Source organism: Lysinibacillus sp. FSL M8-0337 (genome assembly GCF_038593855.1).
Taxonomy (GTDB): Bacteria; Bacillota; Bacilli; order Bacillales_A; family Planococcaceae; genus Lysinibacillus; species Lysinibacillus sphaericus_D.
This window is the reverse complement of the sequence record NZ_CP151996.1, coordinates 4,523,578-4,547,821: the sequence shown is the minus strand read 5'-3', so window position 1 is coordinate 4,547,821 and position 24,244 is coordinate 4,523,578. Positions and strand designations below refer to the sequence as shown.

The window sequence follows — 24,244 nt, the reverse complement described above, 5'->3', positions numbered from 1 at the left end:
AACTTCTCAAACTGGAAAAATATTTTCTCTAGTTTGAGCATACATACTAGTTATGGATGGTTCACGCAAATGACATCTATGAACTATATACATTTTAGGAAATATAATAAATAATAATAGAATGAGACAGAGCAAGATAGTTACTTAAAGGTGGTGCCACTTGGATGAAAAGTCCTTTTTCACGTTTTTTTGGAGGCGGAAATAAAGCAGAGCCTATTGTGGAAAATGAAGTAGAACAAGCAGAGGCGGTTCGTGCAACAGAAGAGGTCATTAAGCTTCCAATCGATCAAATTGTACCAAACCGTTTTCAGCCACGTACTATTTTTGATGACGAAAAAATTGAAGAATTATCTAGAACCATTCATACCCATGGTGTGATTCAACCAATTGTTGTACGTAGCACAGCAAACAATCAATATGAAATCATCGCCGGTGAGCGTCGTTACCGCGCAATGAAAAAGCTGCAATGGACAGAAGTTCCTGCAATTGTACGGAATTTAACAGATAAGGAAACAGCATCAATTGCATTAATTGAAAACCTTCAACGTGAAGAGTTAACGGCAATTGAAGAGGCAGTGGCCTACCAAAAATTATTAGAGCTTCATGAGCTTACACAAGAAGCTCTTGCCCAACGACTAGGAAAAGGACAATCCACGGTAGCCAATAAATTACGTCTATTAAAGCTTCCTGAAGAAGTGCAGCAAGCTATATTAAAGCGTCAAATTTCTGAAAGACATGCCCGTGCACTAATTGCTATTAAAGATCAAACATTACAATTAGAGATTTTGCATCAAGCAATTGAGCATGATTGGAATGTTCGCCAATTAGAAGAGCATATCCATGCATTATTACATCCAGAAGCGGCGGATCAAGAAGAAGCGATTCCTAAAAAAGTGAAGCCGAAAAGAAAAGCAATAAGTAAAGATGTCCGTATAGCCTTAAATACGATTAAACAATCACTATCAATGGTGACGAAAAGTGGTATAACGGTTAAGACAGAAGAAGAAGACACAGAAGAATACTATCAAATTACAGTAAAAATACCTAAAAAGAAGAAATCTTAATTTATTTTAATTATATTAAAAAAGTAATTTGTGCAGTTTTATATGTGGAATACAAGGGAGGATCTTAGAAATAAATCTAAGATGCCTCCTTTTTTGTATATATTCTTAATATTTTATACAACTCTGTTGAGTTTTTTTGATAGAATGATAAGTAAGATAACGGTATTGAACAATGATTTTACAAATGGATTTGTCAAAGCAAACTTTGATAGATGAAAGCAGGTGCTTTTAAATGGGTAGAATTATAGCAATCGCCAATCAAAAGGGTGGCGTAGGTAAAACAACGACATCGGTCAATTTAAGCGCTTGTCTAGCATATTTAGGAAAAAAAGTGCTATTGATTGATACAGATCCACAGGGCAATACAACAAGTGGACTGGGCATTAATAAAGGAGAAATACAAAGTTGTATTTATGATGTACTAATCGATGACGAAAACGTTGAAAATGTCGTTCAACAAACAAATGTTGAAAATCTATCAATCGTCCCTGCGACCATTTCTTTAGCGGGAGCAGAGATTGAATTAGTTTCAACGATTTCTCGTGAAGTACGCTTAAAGCATGCACTTCAAGACATTAAAGAAGACTATGACTATATTATTATTGATTGCCCACCCTCATTAGGGCTACTAACAATTAATGCGTTAACGGCGTCTGATGCACTGATAATTCCTGTGCAATGTGAATATTATGCATTAGAAGGGTTAAGTCAATTATTATCGACTGTGCGTTTAGTGCAAAAGCATTTGAATCAGCAGTTATATATTGATGGCGTATTATTAACAATGCTTGATGCAAGAACTAATTTAGGTTTACAAGTAATTGATGAAGTGAAAAAATATTTTCAAGATAAAGTATATAAAACGATTATTCCTCGTAATGTACGATTAAGTGAGGCTCCAAGTCATGGACAGCCTATTATTATTTATGATGCAAAATCAAGAGGTGCTGAAGTTTATTTAGAGATGGCGAGGGAAGTGATAAAAAATGGCTAAAGGTTTAGGAAAAGGTATTGGTGCTCTATTTCCAGGAGAATCGCTAGAACAAAGTGAAAAAGTAGAAGAACTACAACTAAAGCTAATAGTCGCAAATCCATTTCAGCCTCGTAAAATATTCGATGAAGAAACATTACAAGAATTAGCTGATTCAATTCAGGAACACGGTATTTTACAACCAATTGCTGTACGGAAAAAAGGACAGAAATATGAAATTGTAGCAGGAGAACGTCGTTATAGAGCGGCACAGTTAGCAGGCTTAGAATTATTGCCAGCGATTGTGAAAGAGCTAACGGACTCACAAATGATGGAGCTTGCTATTTTAGAAAATTTACAACGTGAAGATTTAACAGTTATTGAAGAGGCAGAAGCATATCAAAGTTTAATGGAAAACTTACATCTAACACAAGAGGAGTTATCCAAACGCTTAGGTAAGAGTAGGCCGCATATTGCGAATCACGTTCGTTTATTAGCTTTGCCAGAGGAAGTTCGAGCATTGATGAATGAAGGTATATTATCAATGGGACAAGGACGTGCCTTACTTGGGTTAAAAAATAAAAGAAGAATCCCAGAAGTTGCACGCAAGATTATTAAACAAGGCTTGAATGTGCGTCAGGTAGAAATTTTGGTGCAAAGTTTAAATGAAGAAGTTTCACGTGAAACATCGCAACCGAAGAAGAAGGATATTTTTGTTGTAGCGAAAGAATCACAATTACGTGATTATTTTGGAACAAACGTCCAAATTAAAAAGGCAAATAACAAAGGTAAAATTGAAATTGAATTTTACTCTGAAGATGATTTGGAACGTATTTTGGAAATATTAAACATCCAAGAAGATGATTAATAGTCCACTAATGTAATTAGAGCGCCAATATACTAGGCGCTCTCTATTTTTCTAGAGAGAAGGTAGGCCTTTTTGTGGTAATTTTAGGAGCATTAATTAATGCACTGTTGATTATAGTCGGTGCATTGGTGGGGCGCATTTTTAAAAATATTCCTGAGTCGATGAAAGCTTCTGTATTATCGATTATTGGCTTATCTGTCGCGCTTTTAGGGATCAAAATGGGCTTCGAGAGTAATAATTTTATTATTTTAGTGGTCAGTTTAGTAGTAGGAACTGTGATTGGAGAATGGCTAGATTTAGATAAGCAAATGAATCGACTTGGTCAGTGGATTGAATCACTTTTTAGTAAAAGACGTACGAATGACAATCAAATTAATATTGCAGAAGGCTTTGTAACTGCATCATTAATATTTGTTGTTGGCTCAATGGCAATCATAGGTGCACTTGATAGCGGGCTACGACAGGATCATAATGTCTTAATAACAAAAGGTATTATTGATGGTTTTACATCCATTATTTTAGCTTCTACTTTAGGGATTGGCGTATTATTATCAGCAGTTCCAGTATTTGTATACCAAGCGGTAATTGCCATTTTTGCAGGCGTCATCAGTGCATATATCCCAGATGACGCCCTACAGATGTTCATTACAGAAATGACATCAGTAGGTGGTGTTATGATTTTAGCGATAGGGTTAAATATAGCAGGCCTAACAAAGATCAAGGCTGCTAACTTGTTGCCGGGTATTGTCGTTGCCGGCATCATGGTTGCCATCATCTATCCTTTTCAATGAGTAGCGATGTGCAGCAAGCAGTAAAGCTCTTGAAAGCTTTTCAGCCATTGCATAAGAGATATGCAGTCGCGTATTTTGTAACACGAGCATTTCCATAAAGCCTCCAATATTGACAATCCCTTTAACGGAAATGTCACCAATTGGGGGCAATTCTTTTTTTACCGCTTTCCCAGGCAATATTGGTCCGTTCTGCACTGCAATATGTCCAACGTTTTGTTCACTACCTAGACATGCATCAATCGCAATAATAAAAGGTTTCGTAGTATGATGGTGTAACTGCTGTATGGTTGAATCTAAGTTGAGGGCATGCAATGGATTTTCTAAAGTTCCTACAACTTCATAAGGGAAACTAACAGACTTTTTCAAAAAACTACCTGTTAATGGTCCTAATGTATCCCCAGTACAACGATCACTTCCGATACAACAAAAAATAAGACGTTCATGATGAAAAGGAATATACTCTAAAAATAATGTACTCAATTGCCAAACAGCATTTTTACTTTCGTGATGAAGCGAATAGGGCAGTACTAAATTTGGAATAGTATTCATAAAAAAACTCACTTTCATTTTTATTTGGAAGAAGTGCTCAATTTTTATGCAGTATACGCAAATTTTTAACAAGTTATTCAAGAGGTGGTAATAATGGAATTCAACACAAGAGTAATGCAGAAAAAATGGGATCAACTGACGTCGGAGGCCTTTTGGGATCAGGTTATCGATGTAACGATTGAAATTACATTAATCCTTATTGCATCGTGGTTAGCTGTACGATTAGGTAAAAAATTTATTAAAAAAGTATTTTTACTACGTATGCGCTCACCATTAAATCATTCAGAGCGCAGACAACGAACAATTGCAAGATTATTACAAAGTGTTATTTCGTATGTTGTCTATTTTTCGGCAATTATAGCTATCCTTTCTTCACTTAACATTAAGGTAGCGGGCCTACTTGCCGGAGCGGGAATCGTCGGTTTAGCTATCGGGTTTGGTGCTCAAAGTTTAGTAAAGGATGTAATTACAGGGTTTTTTATTATTTTTGAAGACCAATTCGGTGTAGGGGATTATATTAAAATAAACGCAGCGGAAGGAACAGTTGTAGAGATAGGATTACGTACAACAAAGATTAATGGTGCTACTGGGGAGCAATTTATTATTCCAAATGGTTCAATTGGAGAGGTTATTAACTACTCTATCAATAACTCGAAAATTTTTATAGATTTACAAATGACGACAGATGCAAATTTCGAAAAAGCGGAAGGGCTTATTAAAAAGTATTTAGAAACACTACCCGAAATTCATAAAGAGCTAGTGGCAGTACCTACCTTTTTAGGCGTCCAAAATGTAAAAGGAACAGAAGTAACGATTCGCATTGCTGCTGAAACATTGCCACAACAACAATATGGCGTAGCTCGAACAATTCGCCGTGATGTGACACAATTATTTGAGGAACATGATATTCCTATGGCGTATCCTAAAATGATGTTATATGGTGGAAGTGGAAAAGATGATGGGAGAAGTGAATAATATGGAAGCGAAAAAATTTGATCTAAATGATATTGTCGAAATGAAAAAACAACATCCATGTGGCACAAATGAGTGGAAAATTATTCGTATGGGTGCAGATGTGCGTATTAAATGCGAAGGATGTCAGCACAGTGTGATGATTCCGCGTCGAGAATTTGAGAAAAAAATGAAGAAAGTCATAAAGCGTGCAAGTGAAGTCTAGCTTTTTGTGTATTAGACTTTTTATGGGCGAATCAATATAATAGATAGGGTTATAAAGAAAACTTTAACTTGCGTCAACAGAAGTTCGTGGGGATGAATACCAACTATGCACTTAAATTCATGGGGGATTCAAACCCCGATTGCATCAAGTGAATTTCCCCAGTGAATGGACAGATTTACAGAGAGCTTTTTGCCGAGCAAGCTCAAAGGAAAAATCCGGACAAAATGACGTAGGGTGGAATTGCTTGTGTCGGGTTTATGTCAGTCTCCTTCAATACGGATTGGGCGTTAGAGTGTCATAATACTGTGGTTTAACAGGAACAAAATTGAACTGATTATAGAAAGGTTGTGTCCATTTATGGCATTAACAGCTGGAATCGTTGGTTTACCTAACGTTGGAAAATCAACATTATTTAACGCAATTACAAAAGCGGGCGCTTTGGCTGCCAACTATCCATTCGCAACAATTGATCCAAACGTAGGTATTGTTGAAGTACCAGATGCACGTTTAGACAAACTAACAGAGTTAGTAATACCGAAAAAGACAGTGCCAACAGCATTTGAATTTACTGATATTGCAGGTATCGTAAAAGGTGCTTCTAAAGGAGAAGGTTTAGGAAACAAATTCCTTGCACATATTCGTGAAGTAGATGCAATCTGCCAAGTAGTACGTTGCTTTGTAGATGAAAATATTACACACGTGTCAGGTGCGGTAGATCCAATTGATGACATTGAAGTAATTAATTTAGAGCTAGCACTTGCTGATTTAGAATCAGTGGATAAACGTTTACAACGCGTAAGTAAAATGGCAAAACAAAAAGATAAAGAAGCGATGGTTGAAGAACCGATTCTTCTAAAAATCAAAGCTGAATTAGAAAACGGACGACCTGCTCGTGCTGCTGAACTTTCAGAGGACGAACTAAAAGTGATTAAAGGTCTTCACCTATTAACGATTAAACCAATGCTTTATGTTGCCAATGTTTCAGAGGACGAAGTGGCAGATGCAGATAATAATGAATATGTTCAAAAGGTACGTGAATATGCATCAGCTGAAGGTGCGCAAGTAATTACAATTTGTGCAAAAATAGAAGAAGAAATTTCTGAGCTTGACGATGAAGAAAAAGCGATGTTCTTAGAAGAACTAGGCATTAAAGAATCAGGTTTAGACCAACTAATCCGTACTTCATATGATTTACTAGGTCTTGCCACATACTTCACAGCTGGGGTCCAAGAAGTACGTGCATGGACATTCCGTAAAGGCATGAAAGCACCACAATGTGCTGGTATTATTCATACAGACTTTGAGCGTGGATTTATTCGTGCAGAAACAGTTGCTTTCGATGATTTAGTAGAAGCAGGCTCACAAGCTGCTGCGAAAGAAGCGGGGAAAGTACGTCTTGAAGGTAAAGAATATATTGTACAAGACGGCGATATCATGTTATTCCGCTTTAACGTTTAATTTAAAATTGCCATTATGAATGTAAGCAATTCTCATGAAATACAAACAGAACTTAGTTTATATTCATAAAAACATAATAGGCTATCTCCTAGCGAATCATTTTCATGTTTGGGATAGCCTATTTTTGGTTATATAGATATCAGAATTTTCAATTTCTAAAGGGGGATATTATGAACATAGTAGAAATCAAAAAGCGGGCTTTAGAAATCGATCAGTTAGGAAAGTTACCACAAGAAATATTAGAAATCATTTATGAGCAACAATTGTTTAAATTGTTTATAGCAAAAGAGTTAGGTGGTAAAGATTTAGACTTACTCGAAGGAATAAAAGTTTTTCAGCGCATGTCTGCTATCGATGGGAACTTTGGGTGGCTTGTGACAATAGGAACAGGCGGTAATATGTTTGCGCCAACGTTTAAGCAAGAAATAGCCGAAGAGATTTTTTCACCAAGGGATGCAGTAATAGCAGGGAGCGGCTACCCTACAGGTACAGCCGTAAAAATGGACAGCGGTTATTCGGTAACAGGGCAGTGGAAGTATTGTAGCGGAGCTGACTATGCAACAACATTTACCATGAATTGCTTTATTAAAGAAGATGGTATGCTGACAGATAAAATCATTAGTTGCGCGGTGAGCCGGGAGCAAGTAGAAATTATCAATGATTGGCAAGCAATGGGTTTAAAAGCAACAGCAAGCCATACAATTCGAGTACAAGATGTATGGATACCATTCGATCAAACATTCCAATTAGGTATTTGGAAAAATAATTATGATAATGCAGTCTATCGTTTTCCGTTCGGCACTTTTGCAGAAGCTTCTTTTTTAAGTGTTTGTCTGGGCATTACGGAGAATTTCTTAGAGGAGGCTGCTACTGTCATTGAACGAAAAAATAAAGAATCCCATCGCACAGAACGTATTGGCGCATTGCAGTTTCTTTATATGCAACAACTAAAGCGTTTTAAACAGATTGAAGAACAATTTTACGCTATGTTGACAATCTATTGGCAAAAACATAAACAGGAAGTTGAACTGACAGAGCAAGAATACCAACAGTTTACGGAAATGAGCAAAGAAAGTGCAGCTGACTGTGTGGACATTGCCAATAATATTATTCGCAGTCTCGGAATGGACGCTATTATGGAAACAGCAACCATTAATCGCATTTGGAGAAATTTATGTACAGCTGCACAACATGGATTTTTAACACCCTAACAACTTAGCTCCTAGAAGATAGCCATTACTTATCCGTTTTCTGTGGAGGATAAACATAAAGCTTTGGTAACTGAGGATCGTCCTCTACAAGAGCATGTTTAGGATATTTGCGCAATTCCTTATACATGGCAAAATCTCCGACTGCTCCGCCAATTAAAAAGGCACCCGCAAGTAGCAAGACGGTACTATTAAAGTAAAAGCCAGCAATGGTTGGAATAATACCAGTTGTCCAAAATGGCAATAACAACGCCTTTTTCATTGCATAATTAGGGAGTGGTTTGTCGGTCGTTGCATAAGCTACCCCAAGCTCTAAGTTAATACCATATTTTAGCGATTTAAAAGGCACGCCACCAAAGAGCATAAAGCCTATTAAATGAAAGGCTTCATGCAATATGATAAGCACGATATAAAGTATGACAAAAAGGATAAAGCCACTTAGCATTTGCCAAACCGAAATTTGAAACTCCTTCATACATATGACTTGTATGGCAATAAATAAAATAGCGAGGCCACTAGTAATAACAACACTATCCATCATTAGCTTCTTAATATCTAATTCAATTACTTCGGGTTTTTGATCGGGTAACATAGAAGTCCTCCTTCATGAAATTAGTAATCTTCATTATATCGAATGAATTATTTGATTGCGACTTGAAAGACAGATGCCAATGTGTTACAATTCATTGATGTGAGTAATATTTATTACTTACTCCTTGCTCCCTGCAAACAGGAGAGCCTGAGTCCATAAGGAGGTGTAAACAGATGAGAAAATACGAATTAATGTACATCGTACGTCCAAACATTGAAGACGAAGCGAAGAAAGCTTTAGTTGAACGTTTCAACGAAATCTTAACTTCTAACGGTGCTGAAGTCATCGAAGCAAAAGAGTGGGGCAAACGCCGCTTAGCTTACGAGATCCAAGACTTCCGCGAAGGTTACTACCAAATCGTGAAAGTAAACGCTCCTTCAGAAGCAATCAACGAATACACACGTCTTGCTAACATCAGCGAAGATATCATTCGTCACATTGCAGTTCGCGAAGAAGCAAAATAATTTTAAACAAAATGCTGAAAAGGAGGTTGCATTCTGATGATAAATCGTGTCGTATTAGTTGGAAGACTAACAAAAGACCCTGAGCTGCGCTACACACCGAATGGTATTGCGTCTACTCGATTTACTGTAGCTGTAAATCGTACATTCTCAAACCAACAAGGTGAAAAAGAAGCAGATTTCATTAGCTGTGTTGCTTGGCGTAAACAGGCTGAAAACTTAGCGAACTTCATGAAAAAAGGAAGTTTGATTGGAGTAGAAGGTCGTATCCAAACAGGTAGCTATGAAGGACAAGATGGTAAGCGTGTATATACAACTGATGTTGTGGCAGATAGCGTACAGTTTTTAGAGCCTCGTAGTGGTGGAGGTGCTCCTGCATCGAACCAATACGGTGGACAATCTTACGCTAATAGCCAGCCGTCATATGGCGGTGGACAACCACAACAACAGTATGGTGGCGCGATGCCTCAGCAAGGTTCATTTGGCGGCGGTGCTTCTTATCAGCAAAATCAACCACCAATGAACCAGCCGAACTATACAAGAGTAGACGAAGATCCATTTGCGAATAGCAAGGGACCGATTGAAGTATCAGAAGACGATCTTCCATTCTAATTCTTCGAGCTACAAAAACTATAAACTTATAAGGAGGAGACATCACTATGGCACCACGTCGCGGAGGCCGCAAACGCCGTAAAGTTTGCTACTTCACTGCTAATAACATTACGCATATCGACTATAAAGATGTGGATTTATTAAAAAAATTCATCTCTGAACGCGGTAAAATTTTACCACGTCGCGTAACTGGCACTAGCGCTAAGTACCAACGTAAATTAACTTCAGCTATCAAAGTTTCTCGTATTATGGGATTACTTCCATTCGTATCTGAAGATAAATAAGATCATTGAGCACAACAAGGTTTAATGCCTTGTTGTGCTTTTTTATTTCCTTGAAAATCGATACAGAACAAACACCCAAAAACGGCGGCAGATTTACATAGATGTCTAAATAAACATCACTATTAAAACTATCAATTTTTATTAAATTTAGAATATTGACAGATAATTATATTTTAAATTATTATAATATTGAAAATTTAAAATTTATTTTGTGATTCAAGGGGTGTTAAATTTGAAAACTACAAAATGGATGCTGGTAGGTGCATTTACATTAAGTATGAGCGGCACAATGTTATCTTCAGCAAATGCAGTAACACTAGATGACCCAACGATTTATGGCGGGTGGAGTGAAGATACGGGCTATTTTACTTTACGACAAGATAGTGGTTTTTCTTCATTGGCTACTAGTAACCCTGTACATAGGGCAACAAAAGATTATACTAGAAGAGGTTCAGCAGTTTATGAACGTGTCATTGCAAACACGACTTGGCCTGGTGTATACCATTATTCTAGAGCTCGTTACGAATCGGCTATTACGGGCAGTGTAGCAGCAGATAGTGGCCGTGTATGGGGGCTCGGTACAACACAAGCAATTAGCGGTTGGCACCCTGGAGATTTAGACTGGGTTGCGAAAACCTACTACGGAAAATAACATACATGAAGAGGCTGGGACATAACTAAAAAAATTTGAGGAACAGAGGAAAAGTGTTCATAAATTTTTGCTATATGGAGAACTTAGCTATCTAATTGTTGGTAGCGGAGGCGGTGACTCCTGCTCAGAACGCACACAGCGTAAGACGCTGGCATTCCGCGCGTTAGCGAGGGTTGCGGCTTACGTGTGTGCCCGCGGAAAGCACCGCCGAAGCGGACAACAACGGCGCAGCAAAAAAGTGTTAGATCTCTTTTGTCCCATCCTCTTTCTTACAATGAAGGTAAAACAAAGTGAAAAACTCTTTAGTATCTAGTAGGTTTTTGTTACTAACGTTCCTGTTGTTTACTAGCGCCGCTTCCTTGCTTTATATACTGGACTCTGTTAGCTATACCAATATGATTAACAATGGCTATATCAGTAAAAATGCTGTTGAATTCATTATTAATACCGAAGAGTCTTCTCTAGACATCGACTTAGAAGAACCATATTTGTTAATGCAATATAAACTAGACAATCCACACTTAAAATATATATATATGAACAACTCGATGAAGTTGCCACCTATAAACTATCAAAAACAACCACGCTCTACAGACTATATAATTACAGGCAATGTTTTTCCTGAAGAGGCACTGTCAAGAAATATGAAAAGCCTCGTTATTGGACAATTTGACACACCAGCCTCTTACTTAAATAGAGAGGCATGGTATATAGTCATGTCTCAACAAATCAACTTGAAAAATGGAACGAAGTTTATTCTCAATGTGGAAAGTGGAAAACCACATCAATTAATTGAAAAAATATTTCCTAATACGAGTTATCAGTTACTTGAAAAAGAGGATAGAGGAACTGCCATATTAACTTCCAATATTTTATTGAAAGGATTCTTAATCATTTCTTTACTATTTGTCATTATTGCGCAAGCTGTTACAGTCGTTTATGCCATTCAAAGTAAAAAATCCATTGTTCAAATATTGTTTTTAGCAGGAGGGAAATGGCAACTTATATTTCTTAAAGTGTTTAAATTAGAATTCATTGCGCTAATCATGATAATGTTATTGGCATTTTTATTATTAAAAGCGTTTAACCATTTCTATTCGATTTGGGGGAATCAGTGGTACTACGTATCTGTTTTCTACATATTAGTAACATTTATAGTGTATTTTTTAGCCTGTCTGCTCATGACAAAGTCCTTGATTAAAAAAGGAGTAAGATCGTTTTGAATACAGCTAGACTTCTACTGAAAAATAAAAAATGGTTTACGTTGTTTTTAGGGTTACTTTCATTTCTATTTTCTGTCGTTTTATTTGTACTGTTAGTAAATATAAATATTTCAAAAATAGAAATACGTTCAGCCAGTAAATTTCATAACTACAATATCTATCAGATTACGGATGATTTAATCGGTGAAAGAGAAATTGAATTTTTTAAAGATGTAAAAAACTATGATCTACTCAATGATTTTAATAATCGGGTATTTAAAAATAGTAAAGTGGTCTTTTATAATGCCGTATCGCAGCCAATAGGCTTAAAACAATATCCCTCTGATAAGAAGTTCTCCGCCTATTATGAATGGGGCGCTACTAATGATATATATGAGTACGAAGGTGCGTTATATCAAACCACTAAATCGATACAAATTACTAAATCCGTTTTTGATTATAATGACGTTGAACTGATGGAAGGACTGCCATTTGATGATTCCGCTTATGTCTACGTAGCAGGGAAAAATGAAATACCGGTCATTCTTGGCTCTGATTATCGTCAATACTTTAAGTTAAATGACCAATTAGAGCTTCAGTACTATTATGAAAAATTTGTAGGGCGAGTAGTTGGCTTTGCAAAGGAAAATGCATTTATTTTTACTAACCATAATCCCCAACAAGTACTCAATCGTTATATCCTACTGCCTTCCATGTCGCTTTCTGAACAGCCTTCTAAGTTGTTACAAAAAACAGAGGTAGATGAAATATTCTTTCGCGCACTTCTATTAAGTAACATGGGTGGTCATTTAATGACCAACTTAAACGCGCTTGAGGTAAGAAAGGAAGTTGCAGACATAGGAAAAGTTACGAATTTCACTAATTATCAAATTATTGGCGCGAATTCGCTATCAGTGAATCTTTTATACAAAATGGTTGATGCCAATCAAACACTTATTTTTACAATATCGGGTGTTGTATTTATTTTCATATTGTGTGCTTTCTATTTGTCCGTTAAGAGTTTAATAAAAAGACAATTCGATATGTATTTAGTGTTCATTATGAGTGGGGTTACAAATAATAAAATCAAAAAAACTATACAACTCGAATTTTCAATTCTCAATGGTATGAGTATTGGATTGGCATTGTTGTGCACCGTTCTATTTATGCAAGACCTTACTATACTATCTATTTTGTTAATTGCCGGGTTCATGGTTTGGTTGGTATTCTATGTCGTAGTTTATATGTTAGTGAATCAATTATTAGCAACGACGAATGTCATTGAAAAGTTAAAGGGTGATTAAAATCATAAGCTTTATTTCATTAGAGAACATCGTAAAAGCGTATAATGAAAAAATAATATTACATCACATTAATTTAGAAATTGTTAACAATCAATTCATTTCTATAAAAGGACCTAGTGGCGTTGGAAAAAGCACACTTTTAAATATATTGGCTGGACTTGAAAAAGCGGATAGTGGTAACTATATTTTGGATCGTATAGAAATGCATGCCCAAAATCTTAATGAGCTTTCGGAAATAAGAGGCAGTCGAATCGGATACATATCACAGTACAATCCAATGATTCGCAACCTTACAGTTCGGGAAAATATCTTAGTACCTTTATTATTAGGCAACTATAATCAAAAGCAAATCACGGCATATCTCGATGAACTAAGTGCCTGTTTAAAAATTAATCATTTACTTGATAAGAAAATTGACAAGTTATCTGGTGGAGAAAGACAACGAGTGGGAGTCATCAGAGCACTGATTAAAAAGCCTATATTGTTGATAGCTGATGAACCTACTGGGTCATTGGACGACGATACGACAATTTTAGTGTTTCACCTTTTTAAAAGGCTGTCTGAAAGTGGAACGACTATCGTTATGGCTACTCATAGTCACTTAAGTTCTCAATATGCTGATAAAGAATATAGGATGAGTTCGGAGGGGATTTTTTTGGACGCCCAAACGGTGGGTGATATGTAGCCATTATTCAGTGAATTTTGGTATTTTGAGTTCGGTATTGTACCGGACTCATTTTTTAATTTCGCCTTTATCTGTGGTGATTTTTTTGCTCCAAAATAGTAAAATTCCATACCATTATCCTATTTTGATAAGGAAACTTCACTTTTGTCATTATTTCATCAAAAAGCCTTTAGACGTTCTTAGCGTTTTTTGTTCAATAAGGTGAAAAAATGGTACAATAAAGTTTAGTAAGTTTGACTGATAAAAAGGAAGGTTTTCAATGCCGAATAATCAAACAAAGGCGCTTGTACAAGGCTCGATGATGGTTGCAATGTTTACAATCTTAATGATTGCTTCAGCATATGTACCAATTATTTCTTTAGTAGCCTTACTATTTACTCCATTACCAATCGCTTGGTATAGCGCAAATTACAAGCGTTCCTCATCAATACTCGTTGCAGTTGTAGGTTGTATACTAACTGTGCTAACGAGTGGACTGTTTATGCTGCCATTCGCCTTTATTATGGCGTTACTTGGGGTAATCATAGGTAATGCAATTCAATTAAAGAAGAGCAAACTTTATTTATTCATGTCATCTGGTATCGCGGTACTTTTATCGTCAGCACTTGTCTATTTAGCCTATGTGCAATTAGCGGGAATTAACGTGATTGAAATGAGCTTGAAAATTGCCCGAGATAGTTATGAGCAATCCAACGAGCTTGCTAAAAGTATGACAGGTCAAATCGCTATTCAACCTGAACAAATGGAGGCTATGCTTAACACAATTGAGCTAACAATACCTTCGACAGTAACAATCTTTGCATTTTCCATAGCATTTATTGTTATTACATTGAATTTACCTATTTTAAAACGATTAGGTTTAGCAGTACCAAAATTCCCAGCATATGAAAATATGCGACTTCCACGCTCTATTTTATGGTACTACATGATTATTTTATGTATTAATCTATTTATACGTCCAGAAGCGGGCTCTATGCTAGATATTATTGTATTAAATGTGTCTTATATTTTGTGGCTTTTACTAATACTTCAAGGAATATCATTTATTCATTATTTCATTGCGACGAAAGGAATGCCGAGTGTTGTCAAATGGATAGCTACCATTTTAGCTATTCCACTTTCATCATTCATTATCTTACTCGGTATTGTAGATTTAGGTTTCGACGTGCGTTCACTTGTGAAAGGGAAGACTAAGGAATAAGGGGCTGATGAGTAATGGGGACTTTTAGAAAACGACCAATCCGCTATCCGCTTTTTGTTCTTTCCATTTTTGGCATTGTGACGTTCGCGCTTCTTTGTATTTGGAATATCGCGATTGGTATTGGCTATGGAGTAGGCTTTGCATTGTTAATGGCCTACACATGGAAAATTGAAAAAGCTACTTTTGAAGAGACCGAAAAGCATATAGAATCCATTTCCTTCCGTATGAAAAAAGTTGGGGAAGAGGCATTACTTGAAATGCCAATTGGAATATTGCTCGTCAATGAGGAATACGAAATTGAGTGGTCAAACCCATATATGCAAAATGTATTAAACAATGAGGCATTAGTGGGTGAAGGAATTGTCAATATATCCGACGACATCTACGTACTGATGAAGACCGAGGAAACAAAAGAAGCAACGATTACGCTTCGTGATCGTAAATATCGTGTCTTTTACAAGGAAGAGGAGCGTCTACTATATTTCTTCGATATTACAGAGCAAATTGCAATTGAAAAACAATACTTTGCAGATCGTACAGTTATTGCTATTTTATTTGTCGATAACTATGATGAAATTACACAAGCAATGGATGACCAGCCGCGTAGCTTAACTAATACGATGGTAACGTCTATTGTCAATGACTGGGCAGCGGAGCACGGAATATTTGTCAAACGAATTTCATCGGATCGTTTTTTAGCAGTTTTAAATGAATCGATTTTAACAGAACTAGAAAAGAAAAAATTTGCTATTTTAGATACAATTCGCGAAAAGACAGCACAAAAAAATCTTTCACTAACGCTAAGTATCGGTGTTGGTGCTGGCTCTTCTTCACTAGTGGAACTTGGTGAATTAGCCCAATCGAGTCTGGATCTTGTTTTAGGTCGTGGTGGGGATCAGGTAGCCATCAAACAACCTACAGGAAAGCTCAAGTTCTATGGAGGGAAAACCAACCCTGTTGAAAAACGTACACGTGTTAGGGCGCGGGTTATCTCACATGCACTACGTGATTTAATACAAGACAGTGACCAAGTGTTTGTTATGGGACATAAAAATCCTGATATGGACTCTATTGGTGCATCTGTTGGGGTTCGCAAAATGGCTCAAATGAATGATGTAAAAGGCTATGTCGTCATTAATTTTGATGAACTGAACGGTAGTGTCACACGTTTAATGAATGAAATTGAAAGTAAATCCGATTTCTACGAGCACTTCTTAACGCCAGAAGAAGTGGCTACAAAAATGACTGAAAAATCCTTACTTATTATTGTAGATACACATAAGCCGAATTTAGTCATTGATCCATACTTATTAAAGCTTGCGGAAAAGGTAGTCGTAATCGACCATCATCGTCGTAGTGAAGACTTTATTGAAAATCCAACGCTTGTGTATATGGAGCCTTATGCTTCGTCTACAGCAGAGCTTGTTACTGAGTTATTAGAGTATCAGCCAAAGCGGGCAAAAATTAATATGCTCGAAGCGACAGCGCTATTAGCGGGGATTATTGTTGATACCAAGAGTTTTACACTTCGTACAGGAGCCCGTACTTTTGAGGCAGCTTCTTATTTACGAACAAACGGAGCAGATACAGTTTTAGTACAAAGACTTTTGAAAGAAGATATCCATACGTATATTGAACGTTCGAAAATTGTGCAAACTGTGAAATTCGTGAAGCCTGGCATTGCACTAGCCGTAGGTGAAGATTCAAAAATTTATGATTCCGTGTTAATCGCGCAAACGGCCGATATTTTACTAACGATGAAAGATGTAAACGCATCTTTTGTCATTGCGCATCGTGCAGATGGTAAAATTGGCATTAGTGCAAGGTCATTAGGAGAAATAAATGTACAGCTTATCATGGAAAGGCTCGGCGGTGGCGGGCATTTAACAAATGCGGCTTGCCAAATAGAAGCACTTTCCATTGGTGAAGTAAAAAAATATTTAGAAGAGGCCATATATGAGGTACTCGAAGGGAGTTCTGAATTATGAAAGTAGTATTTTTAAAAGATGTTAAAGGTAAAGGAAAAAAAGGGGAAGTAAAAAATGTAGCAGACGGCTATGCACAAAACTTCCTAATTAAAAACGGTTATGCTGCAGAAGCAAATGCACAAGCAATGAGCCAATTACATGGTCAAAAGAAACTAGAAGAAAAAAACGCAGCAGCAGAATTAGCTGAAGCACAAGCTTTAAAAGAAAAGCTAGAAGCATTAACAGTGGAGCTAAAAGCAAAATCAGGAGATGGTGGACGCTTATTTGGTTCAGTTTCAACAAAACAAATTGCAGAAGCACTGCAAAAAGTACATGGCATTAAAATTGATAAACGTAAAATGACTTTACCTGATGGCATCCGTGCACTAGGCTTTACAAATGTACCTGTAAAACTACATCACGAAGTATCAGCGACATTAAAAGTACAAGTAACGGAAGAATAAGGGGCGACTATCCATGAACGAACCGATGATGGACCGCGTTCCACCGCATAACCGGGAAGCGGAGCAATCGGTTATCGGTGCAATTTTTCTAGAACCACAGGCACTAATCACAGCATCAGAAATTCTGCTAGCTGATGATTTTTACCAAAACGCCCATAAGAAGATTTTTGAGACAATGCTGCGTTTAAGTGATCAAGGAAAAGCGATAGATGTTGTAACAGTTACTGAGGAATTATCAGCAAAAAAAGAGATTGAGGATGTTGGCGGGCTATCGTATTTACTAGAGCTCGCCAATGCTGTCCCTACGGCAGCAAACGTTGCTCACTATGCCAAAATCGTTGAGGAAAAAGCGTTATTACGTCGTTTAATCCGTGTAGCTACAAAAATAGTTGAGGACGGCTACACACGTGAGGACGAGGTAGAGGCATTACTCGGCGAAGCAGAGAAGAAAATGATGGAGGTCGCCAACCGAAAAAATGCTGGCGACTTTAAACATGTAAAAGATGTTTTAGTTGAGACATTCGATAATATCGAACAGCTTCAATCCCGTAAAGGTGATGTAACAGGGATTCCAACAGGCTTCCGTGATTTAGACCATATTACAGCAGGCTTCCAACGCAATGACTTGATTATTGTTGCGGCGCGACCTTCTGTAGGGAAAACGGCTTTTGCGTTAAACGTTGCACAAAGTGTAGCTGTGCAAGCACGTGAAAATGTTGCCATCTTCTCATTAGAGATGGGTGCTGAGCAGCTAGTTATGCGTATGCTATGTGCCGAAGGAAATATTGATGCACAAGTTTTACGTACAGGTGCTTTAACTACCGAAGATTGGGGTAAACTAACGATGGCAATGGGAAGTTTATCGAATTCAGGTATTTTTATTGACGACACGCCAGGTGTCCGTATCAATGAAATTCGAGCAAAGTGTAGACGTTTAGCACAAGAGCATGGACTTGGAATGATTCTAATCGATTACTTACAGCTTATTCAGGGTAGTGGGAAGCCTGGGGAAAACCGTCAACAAGAAGTATCAGAAATCTCACGTTCGTTAAAAGGATTAGCGCGTGAGTTAAAGGTACCAGTAATTGCACTATCGCAGCTTTCACGTGGCGTGGAGCAACGTCAGGATAAGCGACCAATGATGAGTGACTTACGTGAATCAGGAAGTATTGAGCAAGATGCCGATATTGTTGCCTTCTTATATCGTGATGACTATTACGATAAAGAGTCCGAGAGTAAAAATATGATTGAAATTATTATTGCTAAACAGCGTAACGGTCCTACAGGAACAGTGACACTTGCTTTTAAAAAGGAATTCAATAAATTTATAAACGTGGATTGGTCACAAATGCCACCACCGCCACCACGTGATTAGTAATATTTATCTAGAAAAGAGATAATATTCATACCATTCCGTCATTAAACACGAACGTTAAATCATAGTAATTGATTTTATGTTCGTGTTTTTAACTATTTTTTTATTGACGAGTTGTTTCTAACATTGTTACAATAATTTACGGCTTGATTAATGAGATACAATACGTATCTAACGGAGGTGCTGATTATGACATCAGTTGTAGTTGTAGGAACACAGTGGGGAGACGAAGGTAAAGGTAAAATTACAGATTTCCTTTCACAAAAGGCAGATGCGATTGCCCGCTTTGCAGGTGGCGATAACGCTGGACATACCATTAAAATTAATGGTGAAACATATAAGTTACATTTAATCCCATCAGGTATTTTCTACAAAGAGAAAACGTCTGTGATGGGGAATGGGATGGTTGTTAACCCAAAATCGCTTGTAACAGAGTTAAAAGGACTGCAGGAACGAGGCATCAATACAGATAATCTTCGTATTTCCAATCGTGCCCATGTTATTTTACCATATCATATTAAACAAGATATCGCAGATGAAGAAAGCCGTGGCGATAACAAAATCGGTACAACTTGTAAAGGTATCGGACCTTGCTATCAAGATAAAGTAGCACGTATCGGTATCCGTATGGCTGATTTATTAGATAAAGAAGTATTTGAAGAAAAACTACGTCATAATTTAGTAATTAAAAATAAGTTGTTCGAGAAATTTTATGAAGTGGAAGGTGTAACATTCGAAGAAATCTTCGAAGAATATTACGGTTATGGACAAGAAATCGCTAAATATGTTACAGATACTTCAAAAATTTTAAATGATGTATTAGATGAAGGTGGCAAAGTATTATTTGAAGGGGCACAAGGTATTTTACTTGATGTCGATCAAGGGACTTATCCATTTGTTACTTCTTCAAACCCTGTTGCTGGTGGTGTCGCAATTGGTGCAGGTATTGGCCCATCAAAAGTTTCAAGTGTTATTGGTGTATGTAAAGCCTATACATCACGTGTAGGAGATGGTCCATTCCCAACTGAATTATTTGACGAAGTTGGCCAGCAAATCCGTGAAGTAGGTCGCGAATACGGTACAACGACTGGACGCCCTCGTCGTGTAGGCTGGTTTGATACAGTTGTCGTTCGCCATTCACGTCGTGTAAGTGGTATTACGCATTTAGCATTAAATTCAATCGATGTTTTATCAGGTTTAGACACTGTAAAAATTTGTACAGCTTATAAATATAAAGATGAAACAATTACAGAGTACCCAGCAAACCTTCATATTATTGAACAATGCGAACCTATTTATGAGGAGCTTCCAGGCTGGTCAGAAGATGTTACAGGCTGCCGCACATTAGAAGAGTTACCAGAGAATGCACGACGCTATGTAGAACGTGTAAGTGAATTAACGGGCATTCAAATTGCTACCTTCTCTGTCGGCCCTGGTCGTGAACAAACAAATGTATTAGTAGATATTTGGGAAGCATAATCAAGAGGCGAGGATCAATTTTAAAAAGAGGGAAAACGGTATTCGTAAATCTCCACTGTTTAAAATGAATGGAACCTTATAGTTGTTGGTAGCGAAGGCGGGCGACTCCTGCGGGAACGCACAGCACGTAAGACGCAACAAGCCGCGCGACAGCGAGGGTTGCGGCTTACGGTGTGCCCGCGGAAAGCGTCCGCCGTAGCGGACAACAACGGACATAGTAAAAAGTGTTAGATTGATTTGAGTCAATCTAACACTTTTTCTCTTTTGTCCAAGCTGTGCTTTTTAGTGAATATCCTTCTTCTTGAAGCGGCCACCTTTAACTTCTGCAATATTCCCTATTGCAAGGAATGCATGGTCGTCTATTTCCGCGACAATTGTTTTCAATTTTGATTCTTCTAAGCGTGTAATAACGGTAAAAATAACTTTTTTGTCGTTGCCTGTGTAGGCCCCTTCCCCGTGAAGAAAAGTTACCCCACGACCAAGTCGGTCCATAATAGTTTGACCAATTTCTTCAATTTCATCACTGATAATATAAACAGATTTTGACTCTTCCATCCCTTGTATAACAATATCAATCATTTTATAGGCTATATAATAGGCAATGATAGAGTACATAGCTTGCTCCCATGTGAAAACAAAACCCGCAATAGTAAAGATCAGTACATTGAAGAACATAATAATTTCTCCGACTGAGAATGGAGATTTTCTATTAAATAAAATGGCTAAAATTTCAGTTCCATCTAAAGAACCGCCGTAACGTATAACGATACCGACACCAATACCTAAAATCATCCCACCAAAAACTGTCGCAAGTAATGTGTCTGTTGTAAATGGTTCAAGATTATGTAAGAAGATTGTTGTTACGGAGAGCACAGTGATGCCAAGCCCTGTAGAAAGTGCAAATGTTTTACCAATCTGTTTATAGCCTAAAAAGATAAAAGGTAAGTTTAAAACGAAGATGAAAATACCTAGGGGTATGCTTAATAAATGCGAGGTAATAATGGAAACACCAACGATTCCTCCGTCCATAATGTGGTTTGGTACTAAAAATAGCTCTAGTCCTAATGCCATAATGACGGCACCTATGGCAACCATAACAATTCGGGCGGTTATTTTCCGAACTGTATTCTTTTTTTGCTGCCTTGCCTTAGCTACCTTAGTGGTCTGTGAATCACTCAAATCAATCGCTCCAATCAACTAGTATACGTCTCTTACTCTATTTTATCGAAATATTGAAAAAGTAAAAAGAAATATGTTTAAATACTCATTTAAAACAAAATAATAAGGATAATACTTCCTAATTTAAAAATAAAAGGAGTGAGAATAAGATTATCAAATATAAGATTTATGTAACAATTAGTAGAGAAATAATACATTTTCATTACAAAAGGGATAAAATATTCAAACGCCATTTTCTTTATGGTACATTATAGTGGTGCAAAATCTTTGTGGGTAATTAAACCTATGTTAGGCTAAAGTTGGAAGGGGCTTTATTGATGAGTTCGTCTTGTAATAAAAAAGAAGAAAGCAATCGATTCACCTACAATTTTTCTTCTTTTAAAAAAGTGTCAATTATTGCGGTACTAATGGCTAGTTTCACAATAAGCGCAGGCTTTACAAAAGAAAATAATCATAAAGAAACACTAAATAAAATATATCATGTATATGTAGAAAATGAATATATGGGTGCTGTATCTGATGACAAAGCTGTTCAAGAAATAATTGCATCGAAAGAACAGCAAGCAAGTAATCAGTATAAAGACTTATTAATCGATGCTAACTCGGTTGTGAAAATAATACCAGAGCAAGTGTTTAGTAATGAAACAAAGGATGCAGAAACTTTGGCGAAATTAGAGCAAACATTAGTTGCACAATCACCTGCCTTTGCATTACTAGTAGATAATAAGCCAATCACCTTTTTAAAAGATGCGAAAGCCTATGAAGAAACAATTCGCTTATTAAAGTTACAATATGTTTCTCAACCAGCGTTAGATGATTTACTTGCAAACCAACAATCTATAAATGAATTACCAGCTTTACAGTCTGGTGAATCACGCCTGTTAAATATTGTGTTTAAACAAGGTGTTTCAGGTGTAACACAAAAAGTAAATCCTAATGCCATTGTATCGCCTGAAGAGGCAGTGAAACACTTAATGACAGGATCCCTTGAGCAAAAGGAATATAAAATTCAATCAGGGGATGTATTAGGAGCAGTCGCTAAAAAGCATAATTTAACAACTGCTGAGTTAATTGCATTAAATCCTGGTCTGACAGTAGATACAGTGTTACAAATAGGACAAGCACTAAATGTTACGGTTGCAAAACCATTTGTAACCATTGAAGTAAAACAAGAAAAGACCGTTACAGATACAATTCCATTTAAAAAAGTAATGAAAGAAGACCCTACAATGTACAAAGGGGAGTCCGTTATAAAACAACAAGGCGTTAACGGGAAAAAGGAAACCTCTTACTTAATCACGACTGAAAATGGCACACGCACTTCTAAAGTAGCTTTAGAAGAAAAAGTGTTACAACAACCAGTGGATCATATTGAAGTAGTAGGTACAAAAGTAATCTCGTCTCGTGGAACGGGCGAGTTTGTTTGGCCAACAGTAGGAGGCTATGTATCTAGTGCTATGGGACAACGTTGGGGTGATATCCATCGCGGAATCGACATTGCTCGTCCTAGTAACTACAATATACTAGCTTCAGATAATGGCGTAGTAGTAGCTGCTGGCGTTTCTGGTACCTATGGTAATCGCATTGTTATTAATCATAAAAACGGCTATACAACGCTTTATGGACACTTATCTTCTATTAAGGTTAGTGTTGGGCAGGTTGTTGAAAAAGGTTCTGTTATTGGAATTATGGGCTCTACAGGAAATTCAACAGGTACACATTTACACTTTGAAGTTGAGAAAAATGGTGAGCTGGTCAATCCTTTATCATATGTAGGTCAGTAATTGTAAAAGGCAGTCCAAATAGTGGGCTGCTTTTTTGTATAGTAAGCATAAAAATCTACATTATTTCCCGAGAAATAATTGTCGAAATACGGAAACTGTTCGTGAATAATGCATGGAAGCAAAAAGCATGTTAGAGTTAAGAGTAGTAACTTTACAAATACACATTGTTTAGAATAGATGAATAGCGAAAGGGAGAGAATGTATGAGTAAAACAATTTTAGTTGTTGACGATGAGAAACCAATCGCAGATATTTTACAGTTTAATTTAATTAAAGAAGGCTACAAAGTAATTTGTGCGTATGATGGAGATGAAGCATTAGAAAAGGTTGAGGAAGAGCAGCCGGATTTAATGCTGTTAGATATAATGTTACCAAAAAGAGATGGTATGGAAGTTTGTAGAGAAATTCGAAAAAAATATGATTTCCCTATTATTATGTTAACCGCTAAAGGCTCAGAGATTGATAAAGTATTAGGCTTAGAAATGGGCGCGGATGATTACGTAACGAAGCCATTTAGTACAAGGGAGCTAATCGCACGCGTGAAAGCCAATATGCGTCGCCTTCAAGTAGTAGCTCCTGCGGCAGAGGAAGAAGAGGAAACATCCAATGAGATTGTAGTAGGCTCTCTTGTTATCCAGCCTGACGCTTATCAGGTGATGAAGCGCGATGAAGCAATTGAATTAACACATCGTGAGTTTGAATTGCTACATTATTTAGGAAAACATATTGGACAAGTGATGACGCGTGAGCATCTTTTACAAACTGTATGGGGTTACGATTATTTCGGTGACGTACGTACAGTCGATGTAACGATTCGTCGCCTTCGTGAAAAGATAGAGGATAATCCAAGTCATCCGGCATGGATTGTCACTAGACGTGGCGTAGGGTATTATTTACGAAATCCTGAACAGGAGTAAAG

General features: G+C 37.1%; 25 protein-coding genes. 22 read left to right on the top strand and 3 right to left on the bottom strand.

Going from position 1 to position 24,244, the window contains the following annotated elements; translation table 11 throughout:
• Window positions 1-164: 164 nt before the first annotated feature.
• From noc to MKY08_RS22215, 4 genes are all read left to right on the top strand, one after another.
• Window positions 165-1,064 (top strand): nucleoid occlusion protein, encoded by a 900-nt coding sequence (noc, locus tag MKY08_RS22230; protein WP_069514036.1) that lies wholly within the window; start codon window positions 165-167, stop codon window positions 1,062-1,064.
• Window positions 1,065-1,296: 232 nt separating this feature from the next.
• A complete protein-coding gene (locus MKY08_RS22225) occupies window positions 1,297-2,058 on the top strand; it encodes an AAA family ATPase (RefSeq protein WP_069514039.1) in 762 nt (253 codons plus the stop codon).
• On the top strand, window positions 2,051-2,902 hold the full coding sequence (locus MKY08_RS22220; RefSeq protein ID WP_069514042.1) for a ParB/RepB/Spo0J family partition protein: 852 nt from the start codon (window positions 2,051-2,053) through the stop codon (window positions 2,900-2,902). Before MKY08_RS22225 ends, MKY08_RS22220 begins: the two co-directional genes overlap by 8 nt.
• Before the next feature lie 74 nt (window positions 2,903-2,976).
• A complete protein-coding gene (locus tag MKY08_RS22215) occupies window positions 2,977-3,693 on the top strand; it encodes a DUF554 domain-containing protein (protein WP_069514045.1) in 717 nt (238 codons plus the stop codon).
• On the opposite strand, the gene yyaC is transcribed toward MKY08_RS22215, so the two are convergent.
• Window positions 3,610-4,242, bottom strand: a complete 633-nt coding sequence (gene yyaC, locus MKY08_RS22210) for a spore protease YyaC (protein WP_081328061.1) — start codon at window positions 4,240-4,242, stop codon at window positions 3,610-3,612. The two genes, MKY08_RS22215 and yyaC, sit on opposite strands and share 84 nt — an antisense overlap.
• A 93-nt stretch (window positions 4,243-4,335) precedes the next feature.
• Here yyaC and MKY08_RS22205 point away from each other — a divergent pair, with 93 nt between their 5' ends.
• The 4 genes from MKY08_RS22205 to MKY08_RS22190 all read left to right on the top strand — a co-directional run bounded on the left by MKY08_RS22205 (window position 4,336) and on the right by MKY08_RS22190 (window position 8,088).
• Window positions 4,336-5,217: a mechanosensitive ion channel family protein gene (locus MKY08_RS22205; protein ID WP_069514048.1), complete on the top strand. Its 882-nt coding sequence runs from the start codon at window positions 4,336-4,338 to the stop codon at window positions 5,215-5,217.
• 1 nt (window position 5,218) lies between these two features.
• On the top strand, window positions 5,219-5,419 hold the full coding sequence (locus MKY08_RS22200) for a DUF951 domain-containing protein (protein ID WP_069514382.1): 201 nt from the start codon (window positions 5,219-5,221) through the stop codon (window positions 5,417-5,419).
• 357 nt (window positions 5,420-5,776) lie between these two features.
• Window positions 5,777-6,877, top strand: a complete 1,101-nt coding sequence (ychF, locus tag MKY08_RS22195) for a redox-regulated ATPase YchF (RefSeq protein ID WP_024364641.1) — start codon at window positions 5,777-5,779, stop codon at window positions 6,875-6,877.
• 170 nt (window positions 6,878-7,047) lie between these two features.
• Window positions 7,048-8,088: an acyl-CoA dehydrogenase family protein gene (locus MKY08_RS22190; RefSeq protein ID WP_069514050.1), complete on the top strand. Its 1,041-nt coding sequence runs from the start codon at window positions 7,048-7,050 to the stop codon at window positions 8,086-8,088.
• A gap of 25 nt (window positions 8,089-8,113) precedes the next feature.
• Here MKY08_RS22190 and MKY08_RS22185 read toward each other — a convergent pair whose 3' ends face one another.
• Complete coding sequence (locus MKY08_RS22185) at window positions 8,114-8,677, bottom strand: DUF3267 domain-containing protein (protein ID WP_069514053.1); 564 nt, start codon at window positions 8,675-8,677, stop codon at window positions 8,114-8,116.
• Window positions 8,678-8,850: 173 nt separating this feature from the next.
• Here MKY08_RS22185 and rpsF point away from each other — a divergent pair, with 173 nt between their 5' ends.
• The 12 genes from rpsF (at window position 8,851) to MKY08_RS22125 (ending at window position 20,363) form a co-directional block, all read left to right on the top strand.
• Window positions 8,851-9,141: a 30S ribosomal protein S6 gene (gene rpsF / locus MKY08_RS22180; protein ID WP_024364644.1), complete on the top strand. Its 291-nt coding sequence runs from the start codon at window positions 8,851-8,853 to the stop codon at window positions 9,139-9,141.
• Between the two features lie 36 nt (window positions 9,142-9,177).
• Window positions 9,178-9,750 (top strand): single-stranded DNA-binding protein, encoded by a 573-nt coding sequence (gene ssb, locus MKY08_RS22175; protein WP_024364645.1) that lies wholly within the window; start codon window positions 9,178-9,180, stop codon window positions 9,748-9,750.
• Between the two features lie 47 nt (window positions 9,751-9,797).
• Window positions 9,798-10,034: a 30S ribosomal protein S18 gene (rpsR, locus tag MKY08_RS22170; RefSeq protein ID WP_010860721.1), complete on the top strand. Its 237-nt coding sequence runs from the start codon at window positions 9,798-9,800 to the stop codon at window positions 10,032-10,034.
• 232 nt (window positions 10,035-10,266) lie between these two features.
• Window positions 10,267-10,686: a hypothetical protein gene (locus tag MKY08_RS22165; protein WP_081328062.1), complete on the top strand. Its 420-nt coding sequence runs from the start codon at window positions 10,267-10,269 to the stop codon at window positions 10,684-10,686.
• A 290-nt stretch (window positions 10,687-10,976) separates the two neighbouring features.
• Window positions 10,977-11,909: a hypothetical protein gene (locus tag MKY08_RS22160; RefSeq protein ID WP_069514055.1), complete on the top strand. Its 933-nt coding sequence runs from the start codon at window positions 10,977-10,979 to the stop codon at window positions 11,907-11,909.
• The gene (locus MKY08_RS22155; protein ID WP_069514057.1) at window positions 11,906-13,192 is read left to right on the top strand and encodes a hypothetical protein; all 1,287 of its coding nucleotides are present in this window, start codon (window positions 11,906-11,908) and stop codon (window positions 13,190-13,192) included. The genes MKY08_RS22160 and MKY08_RS22155 overlap by 4 nt, the downstream gene beginning before the upstream one ends.
• Complete coding sequence (locus MKY08_RS22150) at window positions 13,185-13,877, top strand: ATP-binding cassette domain-containing protein (RefSeq protein ID WP_081328063.1); 693 nt, start codon at window positions 13,185-13,187, stop codon at window positions 13,875-13,877. The genes MKY08_RS22155 and MKY08_RS22150 overlap by 8 nt, the downstream gene beginning before the upstream one ends.
• Window positions 13,878-14,136: 259 nt before the next feature.
• The gene (locus tag MKY08_RS22145) at window positions 14,137-15,078 is read left to right on the top strand and encodes a YybS family protein (protein ID WP_069514059.1); all 942 of its coding nucleotides are present in this window, start codon (window positions 14,137-14,139) and stop codon (window positions 15,076-15,078) included.
• A gap of 14 nt (window positions 15,079-15,092) precedes the next feature.
• The gene (locus MKY08_RS22140; RefSeq protein WP_069514061.1) at window positions 15,093-17,066 is read left to right on the top strand and encodes a DHH family phosphoesterase; all 1,974 of its coding nucleotides are present in this window, start codon (window positions 15,093-15,095) and stop codon (window positions 17,064-17,066) included.
• On the top strand, window positions 17,063-17,509 hold the full coding sequence (rplI, locus tag MKY08_RS22135) for a 50S ribosomal protein L9 (protein WP_069514063.1): 447 nt from the start codon (window positions 17,063-17,065) through the stop codon (window positions 17,507-17,509). The genes MKY08_RS22140 and rplI overlap by 4 nt, the downstream gene beginning before the upstream one ends.
• 13 nt (window positions 17,510-17,522) lie before the next feature.
• Window positions 17,523-18,884 carry a replicative DNA helicase gene (gene dnaB / locus MKY08_RS22130; protein ID WP_069514065.1) on the top strand — a complete coding sequence of 454 codons (1,362 nt, stop codon included), beginning with the start codon at window positions 17,523-17,525 and terminating at the stop codon, window positions 18,882-18,884.
• Window positions 18,885-19,073: 189 nt separating this feature from the next.
• Window positions 19,074-20,363, top strand: a complete 1,290-nt coding sequence (locus MKY08_RS22125; protein WP_069514068.1) for an adenylosuccinate synthase — start codon at window positions 19,074-19,076, stop codon at window positions 20,361-20,363.
• A 282-nt stretch (window positions 20,364-20,645) separates the two neighbouring features.
• Here the strand turns inward: MKY08_RS22125 and MKY08_RS22120 are convergent, their stop codons facing one another.
• Window positions 20,646-21,458, bottom strand: coding sequence for a YitT family protein (locus tag MKY08_RS22120; protein ID WP_176723247.1), 813 nt, complete (start codon window positions 21,456-21,458; stop codon window positions 20,646-20,648).
• 401 nt (window positions 21,459-21,859) lie between these two features.
• On the opposite strand from MKY08_RS22120, the gene MKY08_RS22115 reads away from it, so the two are divergent.
• Window positions 21,860-23,326 carry a M23 family metallopeptidase gene (locus tag MKY08_RS22115; RefSeq protein ID WP_069514074.1) on the top strand — a complete coding sequence of 489 codons (1,467 nt, stop codon included), beginning with the start codon at window positions 21,860-21,862 and terminating at the stop codon, window positions 23,324-23,326.
• A gap of 202 nt (window positions 23,327-23,528) precedes the next feature.
• Window positions 23,529-24,242, top strand: a complete 714-nt coding sequence (yycF, locus tag MKY08_RS22110; RefSeq protein WP_024364334.1) for a response regulator YycF — start codon at window positions 23,529-23,531, stop codon at window positions 24,240-24,242.
• Window positions 24,243-24,244 lie beyond the last annotated feature (2 nt).

Coding starts and splice junctions, on each gene's coding strand:
- noc (WP_069514036.1), top strand. CDS start 165: ATGAAAAGTCCTTTTTCACGTTTTTTTGGAGGCGGAAATAAAGCAGAG.
- MKY08_RS22225 (WP_069514039.1), top strand. CDS start 1,297: ATGGGTAGAATTATAGCAATCGCCAATCAAAAGGGTGGCGTAGGTAAA.
- MKY08_RS22220 (WP_069514042.1), top strand. CDS start 2,051: ATGGCTAAAGGTTTAGGAAAAGGTATTGGTGCTCTATTTCCAGGAGAA.
- yyaC (WP_081328061.1), bottom strand. CDS start 4,242: ATGAATACTATTCCAAATTTAGTACTGCCCTATTCGCTTCATCACGAA.
- MKY08_RS22205 (WP_069514048.1), top strand. CDS start 4,336: ATGGAATTCAACACAAGAGTAATGCAGAAAAAATGGGATCAACTGACG.
- MKY08_RS22200 (WP_069514382.1), top strand. CDS start 5,219: ATGGAAGCGAAAAAATTTGATCTAAATGATATTGTCGAAATGAAAAAA.
- ychF (WP_024364641.1), top strand. CDS start 5,777: ATGGCATTAACAGCTGGAATCGTTGGTTTACCTAACGTTGGAAAATCA.
- MKY08_RS22190 (WP_069514050.1), top strand. CDS start 7,048: ATGAACATAGTAGAAATCAAAAAGCGGGCTTTAGAAATCGATCAGTTA.
- MKY08_RS22185 (WP_069514053.1), bottom strand. CDS start 8,677: ATGTTACCCGATCAAAAACCCGAAGTAATTGAATTAGATATTAAGAAG.
- rpsF (WP_024364644.1), top strand. CDS start 8,851: ATGAGAAAATACGAATTAATGTACATCGTACGTCCAAACATTGAAGAC.
- ssb (WP_024364645.1), top strand. CDS start 9,178: ATGATAAATCGTGTCGTATTAGTTGGAAGACTAACAAAAGACCCTGAG.
- rpsR (WP_010860721.1), top strand. CDS start 9,798: ATGGCACCACGTCGCGGAGGCCGCAAACGCCGTAAAGTTTGCTACTTC.
- MKY08_RS22145 (WP_069514059.1), top strand. CDS start 14,137: ATGCCGAATAATCAAACAAAGGCGCTTGTACAAGGCTCGATGATGGTT.
- MKY08_RS22140 (WP_069514061.1), top strand. CDS start 15,093: ATGGGGACTTTTAGAAAACGACCAATCCGCTATCCGCTTTTTGTTCTT.
- rplI (WP_069514063.1), top strand. CDS start 17,063: ATGAAAGTAGTATTTTTAAAAGATGTTAAAGGTAAAGGAAAAAAAGGG.
- dnaB (WP_069514065.1), top strand. CDS start 17,523: ATGAACGAACCGATGATGGACCGCGTTCCACCGCATAACCGGGAAGCG.
- MKY08_RS22125 (WP_069514068.1), top strand. CDS start 19,074: ATGACATCAGTTGTAGTTGTAGGAACACAGTGGGGAGACGAAGGTAAA.
- MKY08_RS22120 (WP_176723247.1), bottom strand. CDS start 21,458: ATGGTTGCCATAGGTGCCGTCATTATGGCATTAGGACTAGAGCTATTT.
- MKY08_RS22115 (WP_069514074.1), top strand. CDS start 21,860: ATGAGTTCGTCTTGTAATAAAAAAGAAGAAAGCAATCGATTCACCTAC.
- yycF (WP_024364334.1), top strand. CDS start 23,529: ATGAGTAAAACAATTTTAGTTGTTGACGATGAGAAACCAATCGCAGAT.